Below are 20,585 nucleotides of genomic sequence, written 5' to 3'. Positions count from 1 at the left end.
GCAATTCGCCTGCATGAAGTCGGAATCGCTAGTAATCGCAGGTCAGCATACTGCGGTGAATACGTTCCCGGGCCTTGTACACACCGCCCGTCACACCACGAAAGCTGACAACACCCGAAGCCGGTGAGCTAACCTTAACAGGAGGCAGCCGTCGAAGGTGGGGTTGGTGATTGGGGTGAAGTCGTAACAAGGTAGCCGTATCGGAAGGTGCGGCTGGATCACCTCCTTTCTAAGGAGAAGATATCAGTAGCGGGTAGTGAGTAGTCAGTAGTTAGATTTTAAGAATTTGCGAAAGCAAATTCCGACGAATAATCCGACAACTGATAACAGACAACCTACAACTGAATAATACTCCAGGTCGACCATCCATCAATTCAGTAGTTCGTAGTGAGTAGTCAGTAGTGGGAGATGAGAAGGAATTTGCCTGCGGCAAATTCCAACGGACAATCCGACAACCGACAACAGACAACAGACTACCGAATGCACTGTTTAGTTTTGAGAGACCGTGGGACTATAGCTCAGCCGGCTAGAGCGCACGCCTGATAAGCGTGAGGTCGGTGGTTCGAGTCCACCTAGTCCCACCAATTTCAGTAGTGGGTAGTAGGTAGTCAGTAGTTAGATTTTAAGAAGGAATTTGCCTGCGGCAAATTCCAACGAATAAACCGACTACCGACAACAGACAACAGACTACCGACATTGGGGGTGTAGCTCAGCTGGGAGAGCACCTGCCTTGCAAGCAGGGGGTCAGCGGTTCGAATCCGCTCATCTCCACCAATTTAGTAGTTAGTGGCGGGTGGTTAGCGGTTGGGTAGGCCAACCGAAGCCGAAGCCATTAATATTAAATTCTCTCAATAGGGAAGGTAGGTAGTTAGAAGGAGTCCAACGACAAACCACTAACCACCAACCACCCAATCGTTCTTTGAAAACTGCACAGCATAGGAGAACAAGAGTAACTAGAGCATAGAAGATGTTCTAAGTAGCGCGCGAAATTAGGTCAAGCTGCAAAGGGCATACGGTGGATGCCTAGGCGCACAGGGCCGAAGAAGGACGTGGCAAGCTGCGAAAAGCTACGGGGAGCCGCAAACAGGCATAGATCCGTAGATATCCGAATGGGGCAACCCGGCGGGGGCAAACCCCCGTCACCGTTAGCTGAATCCATAGGTTAACGGAGGGCACCCGGCGAACTGAAACATCTTAGTAGCCGGAGGAAAAGAAAGAAAGATCGAACCCCCTAGTAGCGGCGAGCGAAGCGGGGCGAGCCTAAACCAGTAGTGCATGCACGACTGGGGTTGCGGGACTCTCATCAGATAGTGTAGTAGATTTAGCCGAAGCGGCCTGGAAAGGCCCGGCATAGGAGGTAAAACCCCTGTAGGCGAAAAGTCGAGGTACTACGAGAGTATCCCAAGTACCACGGGACACGGGGAACCCTGTGGGAATCCGGGAGGACCACCTCCCAAGGCTAAATACCCGGTGCGACCGATAGTGAACAAGTACCGTGAGGGAAAGGTGAAAAGCACCCCGGGAGGGGAGTGAAACAGCACCTGAAACCGTATGCTTACAAACAGTCAGAGCACTATTCGGTAGTCGGTAGTGAGTAGTCAGTAGTCAGATTAGGAAGGAATTCGCCTAAAGGCGAATTCCAACAAGCAATCCGACAACAGACTACCGACTACTGACTACCGAAGTGTGATGGCGTACTTTTTGTAGAACGGACCGGCGAGTTACGTCCAGCGGGCAAGGTTAAGCGAAAGAGACGCGGAGCCGCAGCGAAAGCAAGTCTTAATAGGGCGAAGGAAGTCCGTTGGAGTAGACCCGAAACCGGGTGATCTACCCATGTCCAGAGTGAAGCTTTAGTAAAATAAAGTGGAGGCTCGAACCGACCGTCGTTGAAAAGGCGGCGGATGAGGTGTGGGTAGGGGTGAAATGCCAATCGAACCCGGAAATAGCTGGTTCTCCCCGAAATAGCTTTAGGGCTAGCCTTAGGGATGAATACCGGAGGTAGAGCACTGACTGGGCTAGGGGTCTTCACCGATTACCGAACCCAATCAAACTCCGAATGCCGGATATTTTGACCCTAGGAGTCAGACTGCGGGTGCTAAGGTTCGTAGTCAAGAGGGAAACAGCCCAGACCGCCGGCTAAGGTCCCAAAGACAGGCTAAGTGGAAAAGGATGTGGAGTTGCCCGGACAACCAGGATGTTGGCTTAGAAGCAGCCACCATTTAAAGAGTGCGTAATAGCTCACTGGTCAAGTGGCTCTGCGCCGAAAATGTAACGGGGCTAAGCCTGTCACCGAAGCCGCGGATTTCGGTAGTCAGTAGTGAGTAGTCAGTAGTTGGAGGAAAAAATGGGATATAGAAAGCTTGAAGTATACAACAAGTCATATCAACTGGCTTTAAAAGTACACAAGTTAACCCAGGAATTTCCGACACAGGAAAGGCGTGAAATAGGAAGTCAGATAAGGCGTTCTGCCGTATCAATAGCACTAAACATTGCAGAAGGATATGGTAGAGTAAAATCTGACAAGGAATTCATGCACTTTCTAAGGACTGCATTAGGTTCATGCAATGAAACGAGAGTATTGGTTGAGTTGGTAAAAGACTTGGGATATATAGACAACAAAACCTACTCGGAGTTGAGCCAAGAATATGAGGTAGTTGGGAAACAAATCTACCGGCTCAGAGAAGCATGGACTAGAAGCAAAACCGACAACTGACAACCGACTACTGACTACCGAAATGGTAGGGGAGCGTTCTCATCTGGTTGAAGCAGTACCGAAAGGAGCTGTGGACGGGTGAGAAGTGAGAATGCCGGTATAAGTAAACGAAAAGGCAGGTGAGAATCCTGCCCGCCGAAAGCCTAAGGTTTTCTGGGGAAGGCTCGTCCGCCCAGAGTAAGCCGGGGCCTAAGCCGAGGCTAAATAGCGTAGGCGATGGAAAATCGGTTGAGAATCCGATGCCACTTAATGCCGTTTGAAGGATGGGGTGACACAGGAGGGTAAGCTGAGCGCACGATTGGAAAAGTGCGTCCAAGGAGGTAGGGTAAGAGACAGGAAAAACCGTCTCTTAAAAAAGCCCGAGAACTGATGGGGAGCGAAATTTAGTAGCGAAGCAGCCGGCGCCCAAACTGTCAAGAAAAACCTCTAACGAGGCATTTAAGTGCCCGTACCGCAAACCGACACAGGTAGGTGGGGTGAGAATCCTAAGGCGCGCGAGAAAACCCTCGTTAAGGAACTCGGCAAAATGACCCCGTAACTTCGGGAGAAGGGGTACCCCGTTAGCGTGAAGAACAAACGTTTGGAGCGTGAGGGGGTCGCAGAGAAAAGGCCCAAGCGACTGTTTACCAAAAACACAGGTCCCTGCAAAATCGCGAGATGAAGTATAGGGGCTGACGCCTGCCCGGTGCTGGAAGGTTAAGGGGAGAGGTCAGACTTAAAGTCGAAGCTTTGAACCGAAGCCCCAGTAAACGGCGGCCGTAACTATAACGGTCCTAAGGTAGCGAAATTCCTTGTCGGGTAAGTTCCGACCCGCACGAAAGGCGTAACGATTTGGGCGCTGTCTCAACGAGGGACTCGGTGAAATTGTAATGCCGGTGAAGATGCCGGCTACCTGCGACAGGACAGAAAGACCCCGTGGAGCTTTACTGCAACCTGACATTGGGTTTTGGTATTGGATGTACAGGATAGGTGGGAGGCGGGGAAGTCAGTACGCTAGTATTGGCGGAGCCAACGTTGGGATACCACCCTTTGAGTATTGAAGTTCTAACACAGTTCCGTGAAACCGGGACGTGGACAGTATCAGGCGGGCAGTTTGACTGGGGCGGTCGCCTCCCAAAGAGTAACGGAGGCGCCCAAAGGTTCCCTCAGCGCGGTTGGAAATCGCGCGCACAGAGTGTAAAGGCAGAAGGGAGCTTGACAGCGAGACGAACAGGTCGAGCTGGGACGAAAGTCGGGCTTAGTGATCCGGCGGTATCGAGTGGAAGAGCCGTCGCTCAACGGATAAAAGCTACCCCGGGGATAACAGGCTTATCTCCCCCAAGAGTCCACATCGACGGGGAGGTTTGGCACCTCGATGTCGGCTCATCGCATCCTGGGGCTGTAGTAGGTCCCAAGGGTTGGGCTGTTCGCCCATTAAAGCGGTACGTGAGCTGGGTTCAGAACGTCGTGAGACAGTTCGGTCCCTATCCGTCGCAGGCGCAGGAAACTTGAGAGGAGCTGTCCCTAGTACGAGAGGACCGGGATGGACAGACCACTGGTGTACCAGTTATTCCGCCAGGAGTAGCGCTGGGTAATTATGTCTGGCCGGGATAAGCGCTGAAAGCATCTAAGCGCGAAGCCCCCCTCGAGATGAGGTTTCCCATAGCACAAGCTAGTAAGACCCCTGGAAGACTACCAGGTAGATAGGCCGGGTGTGTAAGCTGGGTAACCAGTTCAGCTGACCGGTACTAATAGGTCGAGGGCTTGACCTAATCAGTAGTCGGTAGTCAGTAGTCAGTAGTCGGTAAAAGACGAAGACAAAAGGCGAAAGACGACAACTTGTTCAAGTATGCTGTACAGTTTTGAGAGAACATCTCAACTAAAACGATAAATATTTCTGGTGACAATGTCGGAGGGGGTACACCCGTTCCCATCCCGAACACGGCAGTTAAGCCCTCCTGAGCCAATGGTACTTGGGACGTCGGTCCCTGGGAGAGTAGGTCGTCGCCAGATTAATTTTAAGCCTCATGGTCAAACAACCATGAGGTTAATTATTTTCTGACGTCCGACAACCGATGACTGACGACTGAATTCGTCGGTTCCTGGGAGAGTAGATCGTCGCCAGATTAATTTTAAAGCCTCGTGGTTAAACAACTATGAGGCTAAAATTAAAGAAGTATTGAAACAGGGAACGGTGATTATCAAATGATTAATGCCATCAAGCAGGTCATATTCTCTTGATGGGTAAAAAATAATTATGGTAGATAAGATGTTGTTAACTGACCTTAAAAGGTGGGATGCCAGTGGAAAACCGCATAAAGATCGGCGATTTCGTTAAACTGACCGGAAGCACATTAAAAACCATAAATTATTACCACAAAATCGGTTTGCTGCCTGTACCGGAGCGCTCTGCTAGGGGATACCGTTTATATGGGCCGACGGAGTTGAACCGCATGCGTTTGATCAAACGCTTAAAATCCCTGGGGTTAGGTCTCAAGCACATTAAGGAAATAATGGGAGATTTGCAGAATCCCAAAACATGGCGAGAAGTCTTACAATCCCTGCGTCTTGAATTGCTCAATCAAAAGAAAACCCTGGAAGAACGAATGGCGAAAATTGATACTCTTCTGAGTGAAAATGCGCTTCTTTTGAATGAAGACAGTTTAGATTCTCCTTCTTTTCAAATGATTACTGAGATACTGGGGGCGGATCAAATTGAAAAATATGCTCGTACCTGTCCGGAAATATATGATCAGCACCGCAAATTGTATGGCATCCTGGATGATTTCCAGTGGGGTGAAGATTACCGGGAGAGCTTTCGCGCCCTGGCCGAGTATTTCAAAACGCATCCCGAACACTATCAACTGGCTTTGGATTCAGGAGCGCATTGGGCCAAGCTTTCCCACCTTAGCGTAGACGATCCCCAGATTGAAGCTTTGGCACGCGAATCTGTCGCTCTTATCAACAGCATGCCTCCGGTAAAAGAGCTAATATGCAAACATCCAGGAATGAAAAAGCCGCTAGAAAGCTTATATCAGGAGATAGTCGCCGATGTGCTTTCACCAGCCCAATTAAAGTACCAACAACTTGTTGAAAAATTTCTCTCATCTGAAGACTAATTAATAGTTGTGGATATTCTAAATAAGATAAAAGATTCCATTCCTAAAGACGATCGAGGTCAGGAGATAATACTTATGAAAGACAATATTAATAATTTATCCACGTTTAAAGCTTATCTAGTACCTTTAATAATTATGATTGTGATGGGGCTTGTGTTATTTCTCCCCGCAGGCTCCTTAAAGTTTTGGGAAGCATGGATTTGGTGGTCGATAATTTCTGCACTGACACTTTTTATTACCACCTATTTTTTAAAAAAGGATCCAGGGATTTTGTCAAGACGAATGAAAGTAAGAGAAAAAGAGCAACAACCAGGTATCATACGCATCTTATCATTCTTATCTCTGTTCGCCTACTTAATTCCCGGCTTTGATTACCGTTATCACTGGTCGGCAGTGCCGGTTTGGATTATAATTGCTGCCAATGCTTTGGTCTTTTTGGGATATGTATTCATTTTCTTAGTTTTTAAGGAAAATAGTTATGCTTCGACTATCATACAGGTGGAGAAAGAGCAACAGGTTATTACAACCGGCCCCTACGCTATTGTTCGTCATCCGATGTATACGGGGTTGTTAATAATGCAGTTGTTTACTCCTCTAGCCCTTAGTTCTTATTGGGCATTAATATTCTCGTTCCTTTTCATACCAACGATTATCTTCAGGATAAGAAAAGAAGAAGAAGTGCTATTACGAGACCTACCGGGGTACACGGATTATTTTACTAAAACACGTTATCGCTTGATTCCTTCGGTTTGGTAAAAATTAGCGTGACCCTCAATCCCGAATACCGGGGCAGGATCAGAATCGCCGGGATAAAGAACAGCCCCTGGCGGATTTTTTTATTTTGCTTTTGGGTTGCTCAGACAGCGATCTTGTATTTGATTTAGTATTAATGTAAAATAGTTTGATAGTTAATAAGGTGCTCGATTGGAGGCAGTTTTGATGGCGGAAAAAGGAACCTGGACAGTGAAGAAAGGTTTGGCTGAGATGCTCAAGGGTGGGGTAATAATGGATGTGACAACACCCGAGCAGGCCAAAATTGCGGAAGAGGCGGGCGCCTGCGCTGTAATGGCTCTGGAGAGGGTACCGGCCGATATCAGGGCGGCCGGAGGCGTGGCGCGTATGGCTGATCCAACAATAATCCTGCGTATTATGGATGCGGTGACTATTCCAGTAATGGCGAAGGCCCGCATTGGACACTTCGTGGAGGCGCAAATCCTCGAGTCGCTTGGGGTTGATTATATTGATGAGAGTGAAGTGCTCACACCCGCGGACGATAACTTCCACATTGACAAGAATGCCTTTAAGGTACCATTTGTATGTGGCGCCAGGAACCTCGGTGAGGCGCTACGGCGCATCGGCGAAGGCGCAGCTATGATCCGGACCAAAGGTGAACCTGGCACGGGCAACGTGGTTGAAGCCGTCCGGCATATGAGGATGGTCATGGGAGAAATTCGCAGGGTGCAGAATTTGCCTAAAGAAGAGTTAATGACCGCCGCCAAGGACCTTGGGGCGCCTTACGACTTGCTGGCGCAGGTGGCAAAAGCCGGCCGCTTGCCGGTGGTGAACTTTGCAGCCGGTGGTATTGCTACTCCGGCGGACGCCGCGCTGATGATGCAGCTTGGCTGCGACGGTATTTTTGTCGGTTCGGGCATCTTTAAATCCAAAGATCCTGCCGCGCGGGCTAAAGCGATTGTGGCTGCTACCACCCATTACAACGACCCGCAGATCCTGGCGGAGGTTTCCAGGGACCTCGGTGAGGCCATGCCCGGGCTGGAGATCGCAAATATTGCCCCTGCTGAACGGATGCAGGACCGCGGCTGGTAATTCGGTCGTCAGTCGTCGGCTGCCAGAGGTCAGATTGGAGTCTTTGAATATGAGAGTCCCGCATACAAAGCTATACCCAAGAAATGTCGTATGTGATGGGGCATGATTTTCTAAATGGAAATAATGATATAAATATGGAGGCGCTTCTGAGACACTCTGTCGTTAGTATATAAGAATATTTAAGGTGAGATAAAGGGCCTTTATTCTGGAAAGGAAGTTGTAAAATGAGGGTAGGGGTTCTGGCCCTCCAGGGGGCCTTCAGGGAGCACCAGAAGGCGCTTGCCGCGTGTGGTGTAGAAACGGAGCAGATCAAGAAGCCGGAACAGCTTGCCAAAATCTCGGCTCTGGTAATCCCCGGTGGGGAGAGTACCACCATGGGCAAGCTGCTGATAGAATTTAACCTTCTTGAACCGATCAAAGAATTAGGGGAGCAGGGGATGCCGGTATTCGGCACCTGCGCCGGAATGATCCTTCTGGCTAAAGGGATAGCAGGCTCAACCCAGCCCCGCCTGGGTCTGATGGATATTACCGTGGAGCGCAACGCTTTCGGCCGGCAGGTGGACAGCTTTGAAGCAGAGCTTGACATCCCGGTTTTAGGAGAGGAACCTTTCCGGGCGGTCTTTATCCGGGCCCCTTATATTCTGAGCGTCGAAAAAAGCGTTGAAGCGCTAACCAGCTTCGGGGGGAAAATTATTTTTGCCCGCCAGGGAAGGTTCCTGGCCGCTGCTTTTCACCCGGAATTGACCGGCGACTTGCGGGTGCACCGTTATTTTCTGGAAAATTGCATTTAGCATAAGGTATTATCATGTATGTAAATATTGAGAATATATTGTTATTTTGTATCCCTATTGCATATTGCTGTCATGTGTAGTAATATTTTAAACAAGTTTATTTAATTATAGGGGATTGTTCCCACTATAAACCCGGTGAAAGGGTAGAGTAATCCGTCGTAAATCCTCTCAGAGAGCCGGTGGTGGCTGTAAACCGGCAGGAGCGGCGCAGATGAAATTGGCTCCCTGGAGGGGGCTTGCTGAAAGCAGAAGTAGGCAGGCACGGTAGTTCCCGTTAGAACATGCTCAAGAGGACCGGAGGATTCCGGTCAAAAAGGGTGGCACCGCGGGAGAAACCTCTCGTCCCTATTAATTTAAGGGGACGAGAGGTTCATTATTTTATGAGCGCAATGCATACTGTAAAATTTTGTTTTGGTTAAGAAGGGAGAGTTTTTTACAAGTGCAAGACAAACAATACCTGATGATGCCGGGTCCTACGCCTGTTCCCCCGTCCGTGTATGCCGCCATGTCCAGGCCGGTAGGCGGGCACCGTACCGATGAATTTGCCCGGATGCACAAGCGGATTGTTGAAAAGCTGAAAAGGGTTTTTCAGACCCAAAATGATATCTTTGTAATAACCAATTCCGGGACAGGCGCGCTGGAAACAGCCATCGCCAATACAGTAAGCGCCAGAGACAAGGTCCTGGCCTTGATCACCGGTAATTTCGGGGAACGCTTTGCCAATATTGCCAGGGCTTATGGCGCCGAGCTTATAGAGGTTAATTTTGGTTACGGCAAAGATGTGGACCTCTCGGTGGTCGAAGAAAAGCTGCGTCAGAATCCTGATGTTAAAGTGGTGCTGGCGACCCAGAACGAGACCTCCACTGGTGTATGCAACGATATCGCCGGCATCGGCGCCCTGGTAGCCAGGACACCTGCATTACTCCTGGTGGACGGAGTCAGCGGGGTTGGAGCAATCGAGATCAAGGTGGACGAGTGGGGCATTGACATGCTTTGCACGGCATCTCAAAAGGCATTCATGCTGCCGCCGGGACTGGCCATGGTCAGCGTCAGCGACAAGGCCTGGGGTGTGGTTAACAACAATAAAGCTCCCAGGTTTTACTTCAGTATCCCGGCCTTCAAAAAAGTCCTGGATAAGTGGAATACCGCTTACACCCCCAATGTGACCCTGTTCTATGGGCTGGAAGCGGCACTGGAAATGATGGAAGCGGAAGGGCTGGACAATGTCTATACGCGCCATGCCCTGCTGGCCCGTGCCACTCGCGCCGCCGTCAAGGCCCTGGGCTTACGGCTCCTGGCGGAAGAACGCTACGCCTCCAATGCCTTGACCGCGGTATGGGGGCCGGAGGGAATTGCCGCCGACGACCTCAGAAAAATTATTAAAAATAAATATGGGGTAATTTTTGCCGGCGGACAGGGCGAGGTAAAAGGGAAAATCATACGCATCGCCCACATGGGCTTTGCAGATAAAATGGACGTGATAATTGCCGTAAGCGCACTGGAAATGGCGCTGGCCGAGGCTGGTTATCCCGTACAGCTTGGAGCGGGGATAGCGGCTGCGCAGGAAGTATTTTTAGGGAGGGTATAGCAATGAAGGTACTGGTGCTTGACGGGGTTGAAGAAGAAGGTTTAGCCGCGCTGAGAGCGGAATCCGATATTGAAGTGGATGTCCGCAGCAAGCTCACCGAGGACGAACTGGTCGATATCATCGCAGATTATGACGGGATGATTGTCAGGAGCGCCACCAAGGTGACTGCCCGGGTTTTGGAGCAAGCTTCTAAACTTAAGGTGGTCGGCCGGGCCGGTGTAGGAGTGGACAATATTGATGTGGCGGCAGCCACCGACAAGGGTGTATTGGTGGTCAACGCCCCTGACGGCAACACCATTGCCGCGGCGGAGCATACCATAGCGATGATGATGTCTCTGGCGCGCAACATTCCCCAGGCCAGCAATACCCTTCGTTCCGGCAAGTGGGATAAAAAATCTTTCATGGGAGTTGAACTGCGGGATAAGGTGCTGGGCATAATCGGCCTGGGCCGGATCGGGGCAGCTGTGGCCAAGCGGGCCCAGGGTCTGGAAATGAAAGTTGTAGCCTATGATCCATATCTTACTGAAGAAAAGGCTCAAATGCTCGGCGCCCAGCTGCTGCCACTGGACGAAATCCTAAAGATGGCAGATTTCATAACCTGCCACATTCCCTTAACCAAAGATTCTAAATACATTTTAGGGGAAAAGGCCTTTAGCCTGATGAAGCCGGGTGTGCGTGTTATCAACTGTGCCAGGGGCGGCGTAGTTGATGAGGAGGCGCTTTATGAAGCCATGCAAACAGGGAAAGTGGCTGGCGCCGCGCTTGATGTGTTTGAGAAGGAACCAAATACCGATAGCCCGCTTTTTGCGTTCAACAACTTCATTGCCACGCCGCACCTGGGCGCTTCCACTTCGGAGGCCCAACTATGCGTGGCCTGTGATGTATCTCTAGAGCTCATTGCGGCGTTGCACGGAGAGTTTGTTAAAAATGCTGTAAATATCCCGTCCATGAGCCCCAAGGTGATGGCTACGGTCAAACCCTATCTCAACCTGGCCGAGAAAATGGGGAGGTTTTGCGCCCAGTTGATTGACGGGCGCGTCAACAAGGTTGAGGTGACCTACAGCGGTGACTTGGCCAACCAGGAAGTGGCCCCTATAACGACTACTTTAATAAAGGGCTTCCTGGACACGATTCTCCAGGTGAAGGTGAACTTTGTCAATGCTCCCACCCTGGCCAGGAACCGGGGTATTAACGTTGTCCAGCAGCAAGCCTCGGGGGAAGGCGACTACGCCAACCTGATTACGGTTAAAGCTGTTTCCGACAGGGAAGAAATTTCAGTGGCGGGGACCAATTTCGGCAAGGTCGACCCCCGTATTGTCTCAATAGACGGTTATCATGTCGATGCCATACCGGAAGGCCACATGCTCTATGTTCCCCACATCGACAAGCCGAGGATTATCGGTCCGGTGTGCAACCTGATTGGCGCTCACGATATCAATATTTCCGGAATGCAGGTTGGCCGGAAAATAATCGGCGGTAAAGCAGTGATGCTTCTGAATGTGGATGCGCCGGTTCCTGAAGAAACAATGCCTGAAATCGCCAAAATCGATGGAGTGCTGAGTGTTAGAAACGTTAGCATCTAAAATTCCGGCAGTAATAATTTGAGGCGCCCCCAAAGAGGGCGCCTCAAATTATTAAGTTAAGGGTTTACCGGGAGAGGGTACCGCTGTTGATTTGATCCCTGCCCTTGACAAGGGCACGGGTGAGACGGTCGAGGATGATTGCCAGAATTACGATACCGGCGCCTCCTTCAAAGCCAAGACCCGTTGGTTTTACAAAAGACAACCGTTATAGTATAATATGGTGATATTGAATAGGCATATTTTGTTAACTTTCAATGGGGGTAATCCTAATGCTTGACATGAGATTTGTCCGCAATAACCCGCAAATTGTGCAGGAGGCACTGGTCAGGCGTGGCTCCGCGGTAACCCTTGATGAGTTTTTGAAACTTGATGAGCAACGCCGCGAGAAGCTTTTTATGGTTGAGCAAATGAAAAACCGGCGCAACACCGTCTCAGAGGAAATTGGGAAGCTAAAAAAAGCGGGCCAAAACGCGCCGGATATGGTCCTGGAAATGCGGGAGCTTTCCAGAGAGATTAAGGAGAAGGATGAAGAGGTTAAAGCCTTGGAAGGAAGGCTGCAAAACATCCTTTTGGATATTCCCAATATACCTCATGAGTCGGTTCCCACCGGGGTCAGTGAGGCTGACAACCCGGTTATGCGTACCTGGGGCGAGCCCCGCAGTTTTGGGTTTCAGCCCAAACCGCACTGGGATTTGGGTGAAGCTCTGGATATCATCGATTTTGAGCGGGGAAGCAAGGTCACCGGCGCCCGGTTTGTCTTTTATAAGGGATTGGGAGCCAGGCTGGAGCGGGCAGTGTTCAACTTTATGCTGGACCTGCATACCACCGAACACCATTACGAAGAAATATTTCCGCCATTTATAGTCAACCGTGACAGTATGGTGGGAACGGGACAACTGCCCAAGTTTGCCGAGGATATGTTCAAAATCGAAGGCTCCGACTACTACCTCATACCGACCGCTGAGGTGCCGGTTACCAACCTGTACCGCAATGAGATCCTGGACGGGGAGAAGCTGCCCATCTTGCACTGCGCTTACAGCGCTTGTTTCCGGGCGGAGGCAGGGGCCGCCGGCCGTGATACCCGCGGATTGATCCGCCTGCACCAGTTCAACAAGGTTGAATTGGTGAAGTTCTGCAGGCCGGAAGACTCCTACAACGAACTGGAAAAACTTACTCAAAACGCCGAGAAAGTTTTACAGCTCCTGGGCCTTCCTTACCGGGTTATATTGTTATGCACCGGAGATATGGGCTTCTCATCTGCGAAAACCTACGATATCGAGGTCTGGCTGCCCAGCTACCAGGCGTACAAGGAAATTTCCTCCTGCAGTAATTTTGAGGACTTCCAGGCCCGCCGTGCCGGCATCCGTTTCCGGAATGCCAAAGGCAAGGCTGAACTGGCGCATACTTTAAACGGCTCCGGACTGGCAGTCGGCCGTACGGTTGCAGCCATTTTGGAAAATTACCAGGAGGCAGACGGGACGGTTATCATCCCTGAGGCGCTACGGCCCTATATGGGCGGTATGGCCCGGATTGGCTGACTTTGAAGATTTCACCGGCACTAGAGACCGGCGTAGCTGTAAAATAACTGTGGGTGATCACCAGTAATCTCCAGGCGAAAAGACAAGGAGTTTTTCCACGGAGAAAAGAAGAAAACCTCCAATGCAAGTAAGCCAAACCGACAAAGGAGGTTTCTTCTAGTGAATACATCACCCCAAATCCAAGCAGCCCAAGACTATCTGAAAGAAAGTTCCTGGCTGCAAGAGAAAAGAGTGAGTACTTTACTTAACAGTGTACTTGCCGGAAAGACAAATTTCAATACTTTAGAAAAAGAACTATTTACCATTGCCAGAGACTACTTGATTCAGATGCTGACTGCATTTTTAGAACACCTTGATCGGCTCATACTTTACTCGGCCGAACGGGAGGGTTGGGAAGTAGTTGAAATAAGGGAGCGAAGCCTCGAAACCACCCTGGGGGTGCTCAGCTACCCAAGACGCTACTACAAAAAGCGCACTTTAAGCGGAGCTTACGCTTACACCTTTTTGCTGGACGAACTGCTGGGTATACCAGCAAGAGCGCATGTCTCTGCCCGGTTGAGCGAAATAGCCGTAATGCTTGCCGCCGAACAAACCTACAGGAAGGCAAAAGAAACCTTAAAGACCACTTTGGGGGTGAGCATCAGCCACGAGACCATCCATCGGGATGTCCAAGTAGCCGGTGAACACCTCAAGAAATGGGATGGGGAAACTGGCTTAGACGGTACCGGTATCCGTGTTGTCCCTTTATTGGTTGTCGAAGTAGACGGAGCGATGATCAAACAACAGCGCCGGCACAAAAGAAGTGAGCAGAGACGCTTTGAGTTAAAAACAGCGGTAGTTTATGAAGGGTGGGAAGAAGGTCCGAATGGCAGAGCAAAACTGATCAACCCCACTTACTTCATTTACCACGGAAAAGGAGAAGAATTTTGGGGCGCCTTAGAACGGCGTTTAAGCCGGCTCTACGATCTTGACGGCTGCCCAAGAAAAATTATTGCCGGGGACGGAGCCGACTGGATCCGGGAAGGAGCCGATCTTTTAGGGGCCGAATATCAATACTGCCGGTTCCACTTAAAAAGGGATCTTATTAGCCTGTTTAACCCCCAGCACAGAAAAAAACTCGAGAAAATCCTCTATACGAACGACACGAACAGCCGGGCCGCTTTCAATATGTTTTTAAGGACGTTGATCATTGAAGAACCAAACGAAACCAGAAAAGAAAAACTAAGAGCTTTCCAAAGCCTAATCAATAGCGTTTGGGAAGGGATTACCGACTGGCGGGAAAGAAACCGTCCCTGCCCTTCCCCGGCCCGGGGATTGGGAGTTATCGAACCCAATGTGGGGCATACCATTGCCCGTCGGTTTAAACATCAGGGGGCTTCCTGGTCGGTAAACGGATCTGACAATCTCGCCCATGTTCGTTGTGCAAAAAGAAACGGTAATCTTATAGATATTCTTCGCCTGCCAGGGCCGCCTACTCCAGAGAGTGAGCCGGTACGAGTTCAGGACGGCTATTGGGCCAGAAGACAAACAGATGGCCTGGCTGCAAAAGATCCTGGGGATTGGGTACGGGCATCCTTGCCGGCAGCTTATGGACCCAATCAGAAAAGCCGGGAACTGGCATTACTAATTAGCCGTCTCACTTTAGATTGGATTTTTTAGACATGTTTTTGGTGAATCCCTGAGGCTTTTTTTGGGCGGCGCCGTCAGGGTAGCCTTGACTGCCGGGGGCCACACGCATGGTATAATGGGAGAAACGACGGGTTCGCTATCTTTGTAGACATGTTCCCGGAGCCACCCCGTCGGCATGTTTTATCAGACCATGCGTGGGGGTGGCAGTCAAGGCCGCCGCCACCGTGTTTTAAATTTTTTGCAATCTATATCGTGTCAAATTTATAACCTGGTTGAGTTGCATTGGAAATTATCGGATACGACCCACTTTAACTTGACAGCATCGAGACCGGCAGGGTTTATTGACACAGCATTTGTTCTATGTTAAACTTAATCTTGCCCTAAAATCATACGTAAAACGGAGGCCGTTGGGCTGCCGGGGAGGGGTGTCCGAGCGGTTGAAGGAGGCGGTCTTGAAAACCGTTGGATCTTCACGGGTCCCGTGGGTTCGAATCCCACCCCCTCCGCCAGACGCTTAAGTCCTGCCGTTTAAAGCCGCCAGAGCTGAATAGTATTTTTATGGAGAGTTGGCCGAGTAGGTTGAAGGCGCTCGCCTGCTAAGCGAGTATACGGGCATAACCTGTATCGAGGGTTCGAATCCCTCACTCTCCGCCAATGAAAATAAAACCCACCATTAGGTGGGTTTTATTTTTATGTAGTGAAGAAGTAGAATTCGAACCATCACAGGGGGGTATGGCCCCCATGTAAAATCAGCAATGTAGCTCTGCAATAGCTGTCATTCAAATCCCTTCACGTCCACCACGATTTGTCTAAAAACCCGCTATTGATGCGGGTTTGCGGGTTTTTTAAGCGGAAATTATTTCTTTTTTGAATTGTTAAAAGCCTAAAACACGGGAAAAAAAAGGGGATCACTCTCTCATTGCTTCTACTAATCGTTTCGTTCCCACCATATTAATGGCCCGGATCAAAGTTATTATCAGTGACCAGAACATATGTTCTAGTATATTATTATGTTATTATTACAAAAGATAAAAGGAATAAGAATGTCAATGTAGAAATAAATACATAGTTGTATTCCATGCCTATGGGGGAGAATAATGGTTTTAAAACAAGGTTTTCGATCCTCAGAAGTATCTGTACTTACAGGGCTGACGCAGCGACAAATTGACTACTGGGACCGGAATGGATTATTTAAACCCAGTTTAGCCCAGGCTGCGGGAAGAGGAAGTGCACGGTTTTACTCATATCTGGATTTGGTGGAGTTGAAAATTGTCAAAAGACTTCTTGATGCCGGATTATCCACCAAACTGTTGAAGGATTGTTTGCTTTTCTTAAAAAACAATCTCCATGAAAAGGCTTTAAGCGGGGTCTCTCTTATTTCGGATGGCCGTGGATTATTTTTATTAAGCGATAACCCTATTTTTGCTATTGATTTAGCGAAAAAAGGTCAGGTGGTATGGTTGATTGATATCCAACAGGCAGCGGATGAAGTAAAAAAAAGTTGCGAGGAAAAGTTATCTGATAAGAACGAGGCAATATCCTGAAAAACACTCAGGTTGTGTTTTCGTTAAGTTCCAGAGAGAGGAGGTAATTCCATGTCCATTCCGGAAAAAAGTGAGTTTCTGGAAAATGTCTATCAACAGTTAAGTTTTATAGAAGGAGACTTGCTATCCGCTACCGAGCTTCCAGACATGGATTCTCTATCTCATTGGCTTAACAAAGGCGATTGGCTTGTTTTAGCCCATAAAGTGGCTCAAGGATTGGAAGATGCCAAAATTGAAAAAGTTTTTTTTGTGGAAAATAATCCTGTTATTATCTTTGGTCAGGCGGATTATAACCAAGAAACAATTCAAGAGCTATTTCAACGTTCCTGGAATATGGCCAGGCCAAGTTTTCTCTTTTTAGCGTTACCTGGTGAATTGCGTGTCTATGGCCTGAACAAATCCCCGGAAAGAGATCAATATGGTGTAAAGATCCCTGAGCCAATAGATATCGTACGAAACATTAATGAAATATCGGAAAAGCTAAGTATATATAGGCGTGAACAATTGGAGAGCGGACAGACCTTCGAAGCGGAGCGTTTCGGTAGAATTGAAGAACGTGCTGATCAGCAATTAATTAAAGACTTGAAAATAGTACGTTCAGCGTTAATGAAAAGCGGGCTTGGCGGAAAAAATTTAAAATATGCGCATGCTTTGATCGGAAGGTCTATTTTTATAAGATATTTGGAAGACAGGGGGATTATTTCCGAAGATTATTTTAAAATGATTGCCGAACGTCAGAAAGAATGGACGGCTTTACTCAATCAACCTATTGAAAAAAATCAAATTTTGGATGATACCGATCATAAGATATATCTCAAAGTTTTACAAAATAAAGATTTTACTTATGCCTTGTTCCAACAGCTTAAGGCTGATTTTAACGGCGACGTTTTTCCACAAGATAATTTGGAAAGTGCGGTTGTGCAACAAGAGCATTTAACTTTATTGAGACGATTTTTAATCGGCGATATCGACCCCCAGCTGAAGCTTTTTTTATGGGCTTATAAGTTTGACCTTATCCCTACCGATTTGATCAGCAGTATTTATGAAGAGTTTTACCATAATGAACAGGATCTTGACGATAAAGGAACGCATTATACGCCCGGCACTTTAGTTGAATTTGTCCTGGCTCAATTGTTAACGCCGGAAAAGTTGGCACAGAATCCGCGCGTGCTCGACCCGGCCTGTGGGTCCGGCATCTTTCTCGTCGAAACTTTCCAAAGGATAGTGCGCTACCATATTCAGAAGAAACGAAAAATTCCTTCTCCCGATAGGTTGAGGAAAATTTTGCAGGAGCAAATTGCTGGGATCGAAGTGAATTCAGAGGCGGTACGCGTAGCGGCGTTCAGTCTATGTTTGGCTTTTTTAAATTATCAGGAACCAAAAGACATTTTAGAGCAAATGAAGTTAGGCAGACGTTTACCGAAGTTGGCATTTAACGAAGGTACGGAAACCAATCAGCAAAATCTGAATATCCTTTTGGAAGCCGATGCCTTCAATGTAGGCGCCAAAATCACCAATCCTTTACAGCTCCGGAGATTTACCGAAAACTGTGCCGATATCGTTGTTGGCAATCCGCCATGGGGTGCAGCCAATAATACTGCTATTCAGTGGTGCCTGAACAGAGAACTTGCGGTTGGCGATAAAGAGTTTTCCCAGGCTTTTATTTGGCTTGCTTATTCCTTATTGAGGGATAGGGGTTGTGCCGGTCTATTAGTAACTAGCGGGGTGTTTTTTAAACAGCAACCCAATAATAAATTATTTCGCAAACAGCTTTTAGAGAAAACAACGCTTAGCCAAGTTGTGAACTTTGCCCATGTCAGGGATATTTTCTTCAATGGTGTCAAGTCACCTTTCGCCTATCTGGAGTACCAAAAAATAAAATTGGAAGAAGAGAATTTAGTAAGGTATTGGTCGGCCAAAAAAACATCCGTTGTGAATGGTCTGCAAGTCGTCATTTTGAATAATACGGATATGAGAATACTGAAGCAGTCGGATTTACAATATGACGATCGAACCTGGAAAATATACTGGTGGGGCAGCCATAGAGACCATGCCTTAATTAATACCCTGTCCATGGAACCAAGGTTAAGAGATTGGGTGAATTCCAGAAATCTGGCCAAAGGTTATGGATTTCAAGATAAAAGTAAAGGGAAGAATAGTCCAAGCGACTGGCTAAAGCAATATCGGGTGTTCCCAACAGGAAAATTCCGCAGTTATGGCAGAATTGATTTTTCATTCCTAAAGACAGTTCCGGAAGAGGTCTATCGGTTCGGCAATAAGGAGATATATAAAGGTTCCAGGATTTTAATTAAACGCGGCGTCACGGAAGCAAAAGGGGCTAACGGCAGAATCCAAGCCCGGCTGGAAGATGCTCCTTTTTGTTTCCGCCATTCCATATTCGGTATTGCCATGGATGGCCTGGAAGAATGGGAAAAGAAGATCATCCTCGGTGTTTTATGGTCTTCTTTAACACGCTATTATCTTTTCCATACCACAGGGTCATGGGGCAATTGGCATCACTCCGTCCATTTGGAGGAAATTCTTGATTTACCAATCAGATTGCCGAATGACAGCGAACTTCAAAATAAAATTATTACTAGGGTTGACCGGCTGAGAGAATTCAGCGGTTCTGAAAATATTTTTCAAGTCAGCCCCAATTACGCTCTGGCGTCACTAGAAAAGGAATTAGACGACGCCATCTTCGAACTTTATGAATTGAATGAAGCGGAACGGGATTTAATTACCGACCTTTGTACCTATGGACTTGATCTTTTCTACAATAGTATCCATAGTGACGCTTTAAAACCTATTCGCTTGCCCTCCCGGAAACAAGGTACGCTGGATGATTTAGCGAAAAGTAATGGCTTGCCTGAAGGATTGGAAGGATATATTTTGGCCTTCTTATCGATTTGGAACCGCGAATTAGAACCTGATGGCGAGCTTAGCTGGAGAGTCGTCAACTCAGCGGGACATGCCCCGATGATCGGCGTTATTTTTTCAACCAAATATAAAAGTCAGCCAATACCGGTTATCAAGAATACGGAGGATAACCTGTGGCATGAAGTCTTAACAAAGCTGGGAAATAATATTCTTTACCCCTATAATAGTAAAAAAATATATGTGGACGGCATGGTTCGCGCCGTAACCGATACCGAAATATTTGTGATCAAGCGCAGCGAGGCAAGGCTCTGGACGCGCAGTTCAGCGAGAGAAGACGCAGAGGCGACTCTTGTCCAAGCCATGAATTTACAAAACATGGTAAGGAGCAAGGCACGATGAGCCAACCATTGATATCGCAATTAAATACCTGGGAACGGAAGGAAAGGGGAATCTTAGCACTTTTAATATCTGCCTTGAATTCTTTATCCCCTATTCCTTTGCATGATCAAAGCGAACCGGAGATTAATAGAAAATTATATTGGGCACTGAGACGCCAGACGGCAGGGCCTTCTTATGTTGTGATGTGCGAGGCGAACAATCAACCGAGCGATGAGGAGGTAACAGAAAAAGAACGGGAAAGAAAAAGGCCTGACATTCAGATCCTCTGGAAAGATACGCTGGAACAAGATCCGCTTAAATGTCAGCGCGAATATATTATCGAATGCAAAAGGCTGGGCAAGCCCATGGCGGGCAGGATATTTACTTCCGAATATGTCATGAATGGAATCAAACGTTTTGTTTCCAAAAACCATGGGTATGCCAAAGGTTGTGCATCCGGAACGATGGTAGGATATATCCAAAATATGGAGCTTGAGGACATTCTTAAGGAAGTCAATACCGCTTCCGGTTTAATACCGCTTCCTCCCTTGGTTTTAATTGATAATTGGAATATGAGAGGTGTTTCTCAATTGGAACAGTTTCTGGAAAGATTGGAAATAGAGCCAAGTCAATTCCTTTTGAAGCATTTGTGGGCGGACTTTCGAGCAATTGTTTAATATGGTTCCTTATTAATGTAAAAAAACCGTCCACATCAAATGCGGCGGTCACGCATAATAACCGGCATCTATATTTACCTAATTTGCCAAATTGTACTCATATTTTGATACTATTAAAACACATAGAAAGCCCAAATACTGGGCTCGTAGCCTGCCGACAGAGTCCAGTCGGCAGGCGTTTTTTTCTGGCAAACAAGGATATTTGGCCCGGCGTTGACTTTTTATTATTCTTTTAACACCGTTTTTTTGACGGCGCTGATTACTGTACTCCAGCCTAATTATATTTCATATTTTAATACAGTTCATGATGAATCAATGAACAGCCATTCGAAAGCTATTTAC

At 47.9% G+C, this 20,585-nt stretch carries 11 protein-coding genes, 4 tRNA genes, 3 rRNA genes and 1 other annotated feature; all 18 genes read left to right on the top strand.

The window, feature by feature from the left end:
- A 16S ribosomal RNA gene (locus tag Psch_RS10990) occupies nt 1-229 on the top strand; the annotation flags it as partial.
- Between the two features lie 278 nt (nt 230-507).
- Nucleotides 508-584 (top strand) — tRNA-Ile (locus Psch_RS10985).
- Nucleotides 585-698: 114 nt separating this feature from the next.
- Nucleotides 699-774 (top strand) — tRNA-Ala (locus Psch_RS10980).
- Between the two features lie 218 nt (nt 775-992).
- Nucleotides 993-4,464: ribosomal RNA gene (locus Psch_RS10975) — 23S ribosomal RNA — on the top strand.
- A 124-nt stretch (nt 4,465-4,588) separates the two neighbouring features.
- A 5S ribosomal RNA gene (gene rrf, locus Psch_RS10970) occupies nt 4,589-4,705 on the top strand.
- Between the two features lie 290 nt (nt 4,706-4,995).
- Nucleotides 4,996-5,811: a MerR family transcriptional regulator gene (locus Psch_RS10965; protein ID WP_190240169.1), complete on the top strand. Its 816-nt coding sequence runs from the start codon at nt 4,996-4,998 to the stop codon at nt 5,809-5,811.
- A 75-nt stretch (nt 5,812-5,886) separates the two neighbouring features.
- Nucleotides 5,887-6,567 carry a methyltransferase family protein gene (locus tag Psch_RS10960; protein ID WP_190240168.1) on the top strand — a complete coding sequence of 227 codons (681 nt, stop codon included), beginning with the start codon at nt 5,887-5,889 and terminating at the stop codon, nt 6,565-6,567.
- Nucleotides 6,568-6,750: 183 nt separating this feature from the next.
- A complete protein-coding gene (pdxS, locus tag Psch_RS10955) occupies nt 6,751-7,635 on the top strand; it encodes a pyridoxal 5'-phosphate synthase lyase subunit PdxS (protein ID WP_134220410.1) in 885 nt (294 codons plus the stop codon).
- A gap of 224 nt (nt 7,636-7,859) precedes the next feature.
- Nucleotides 7,860-8,426, top strand: coding sequence for a pyridoxal 5'-phosphate synthase glutaminase subunit PdxT (pdxT, locus tag Psch_RS10950; RefSeq protein WP_134220411.1), 567 nt, complete (start codon nt 7,860-7,862; stop codon nt 8,424-8,426).
- Between the two features lie 126 nt (nt 8,427-8,552).
- Nucleotides 8,553-8,776 (top strand) — a binding site (T-box leader).
- Nucleotides 8,777-8,865: 89 nt separating this feature from the next.
- Nucleotides 8,866-10,014 (top strand): pyridoxal-phosphate-dependent aminotransferase family protein, encoded by a 1,149-nt coding sequence (locus Psch_RS10945; RefSeq protein WP_190240167.1) that lies wholly within the window; start codon nt 8,866-8,868, stop codon nt 10,012-10,014.
- 2 nt (nt 10,015-10,016) lie between these two features.
- Entirely contained in the window at nt 10,017-11,597 is a 1,581-nt protein-coding gene (serA, locus tag Psch_RS10940) for a phosphoglycerate dehydrogenase (protein ID WP_190240166.1), read from the top strand.
- 269 nt (nt 11,598-11,866) lie between these two features.
- Nucleotides 11,867-13,135 (top strand): serine--tRNA ligase, encoded by a 1,269-nt coding sequence (gene serS, locus Psch_RS10935; protein WP_190240165.1) that lies wholly within the window; start codon nt 11,867-11,869, stop codon nt 13,133-13,135.
- A 159-nt stretch (nt 13,136-13,294) separates the two neighbouring features.
- Complete coding sequence (locus Psch_RS10930; RefSeq protein ID WP_190238768.1) at nt 13,295-14,794, top strand: ISLre2 family transposase; 1,500 nt, start codon at nt 13,295-13,297, stop codon at nt 14,792-14,794.
- A 389-nt stretch (nt 14,795-15,183) separates the two neighbouring features.
- Nucleotides 15,184-15,273, top strand: a tRNA-Ser gene (locus Psch_RS10925).
- A 51-nt stretch (nt 15,274-15,324) separates the two neighbouring features.
- Nucleotides 15,325-15,418 (top strand) — tRNA-Ser (locus tag Psch_RS10920).
- Between the two features lie 443 nt (nt 15,419-15,861).
- The gene (locus tag Psch_RS10915) at nt 15,862-16,308 is read left to right on the top strand and encodes a MerR family transcriptional regulator (RefSeq protein ID WP_190240164.1); all 447 of its coding nucleotides are present in this window, start codon (nt 15,862-15,864) and stop codon (nt 16,306-16,308) included.
- Between the two features lie 51 nt (nt 16,309-16,359).
- Nucleotides 16,360-19,587 carry an N-6 DNA methylase gene (locus tag Psch_RS10910; RefSeq protein WP_190240163.1) on the top strand — a complete coding sequence of 1,076 codons (3,228 nt, stop codon included), beginning with the start codon at nt 16,360-16,362 and terminating at the stop codon, nt 19,585-19,587.
- Nucleotides 19,584-20,243, top strand: a complete 660-nt coding sequence (locus tag Psch_RS10905; RefSeq protein WP_190240162.1) for a hypothetical protein — start codon at nt 19,584-19,586, stop codon at nt 20,241-20,243. The genes Psch_RS10910 and Psch_RS10905 overlap by 4 nt, the downstream gene beginning before the upstream one ends.
- Nucleotides 20,244-20,585 lie beyond the last annotated feature (342 nt).

Origin of the sequence: Pelotomaculum schinkii (assembly GCF_004369205.1) — a bacterium.
GTDB lineage: Bacteria > Bacillota > Desulfotomaculia > Desulfotomaculales > Pelotomaculaceae > Pelotomaculum_C > Pelotomaculum_C schinkii.
This window is presented reverse-complemented; position numbering and strand designations above follow the sequence as displayed.

Excerpts from the sequence above, each read along its gene's own strand:
- Psch_RS10960 (WP_190240168.1), top strand. The coding sequence starts at position 5,887 with ATGAAAGACAATATTAATAATTTATCCACGTTTAAAGCTTATCTAGTA.
- serA (WP_190240166.1), top strand. The coding sequence starts at position 10,017 with ATGAAGGTACTGGTGCTTGACGGGGTTGAAGAAGAAGGTTTAGCCGCG.
- Psch_RS10910 (WP_190240163.1), top strand. The coding sequence starts at position 16,360 with ATGTCCATTCCGGAAAAAAGTGAGTTTCTGGAAAATGTCTATCAACAG.
- serS (WP_190240165.1), top strand. The coding sequence starts at position 11,867 with ATGCTTGACATGAGATTTGTCCGCAATAACCCGCAAATTGTGCAGGAG.
- pdxS (WP_134220410.1), top strand. The coding sequence starts at position 6,751 with ATGGCGGAAAAAGGAACCTGGACAGTGAAGAAAGGTTTGGCTGAGATG.
- Psch_RS10905 (WP_190240162.1), top strand. The coding sequence starts at position 19,584 with ATGAGCCAACCATTGATATCGCAATTAAATACCTGGGAACGGAAGGAA.
- Psch_RS10915 (WP_190240164.1), top strand. The coding sequence starts at position 15,862 with ATGGTTTTAAAACAAGGTTTTCGATCCTCAGAAGTATCTGTACTTACA.
- pdxT (WP_134220411.1), top strand. The coding sequence starts at position 7,860 with ATGAGGGTAGGGGTTCTGGCCCTCCAGGGGGCCTTCAGGGAGCACCAG.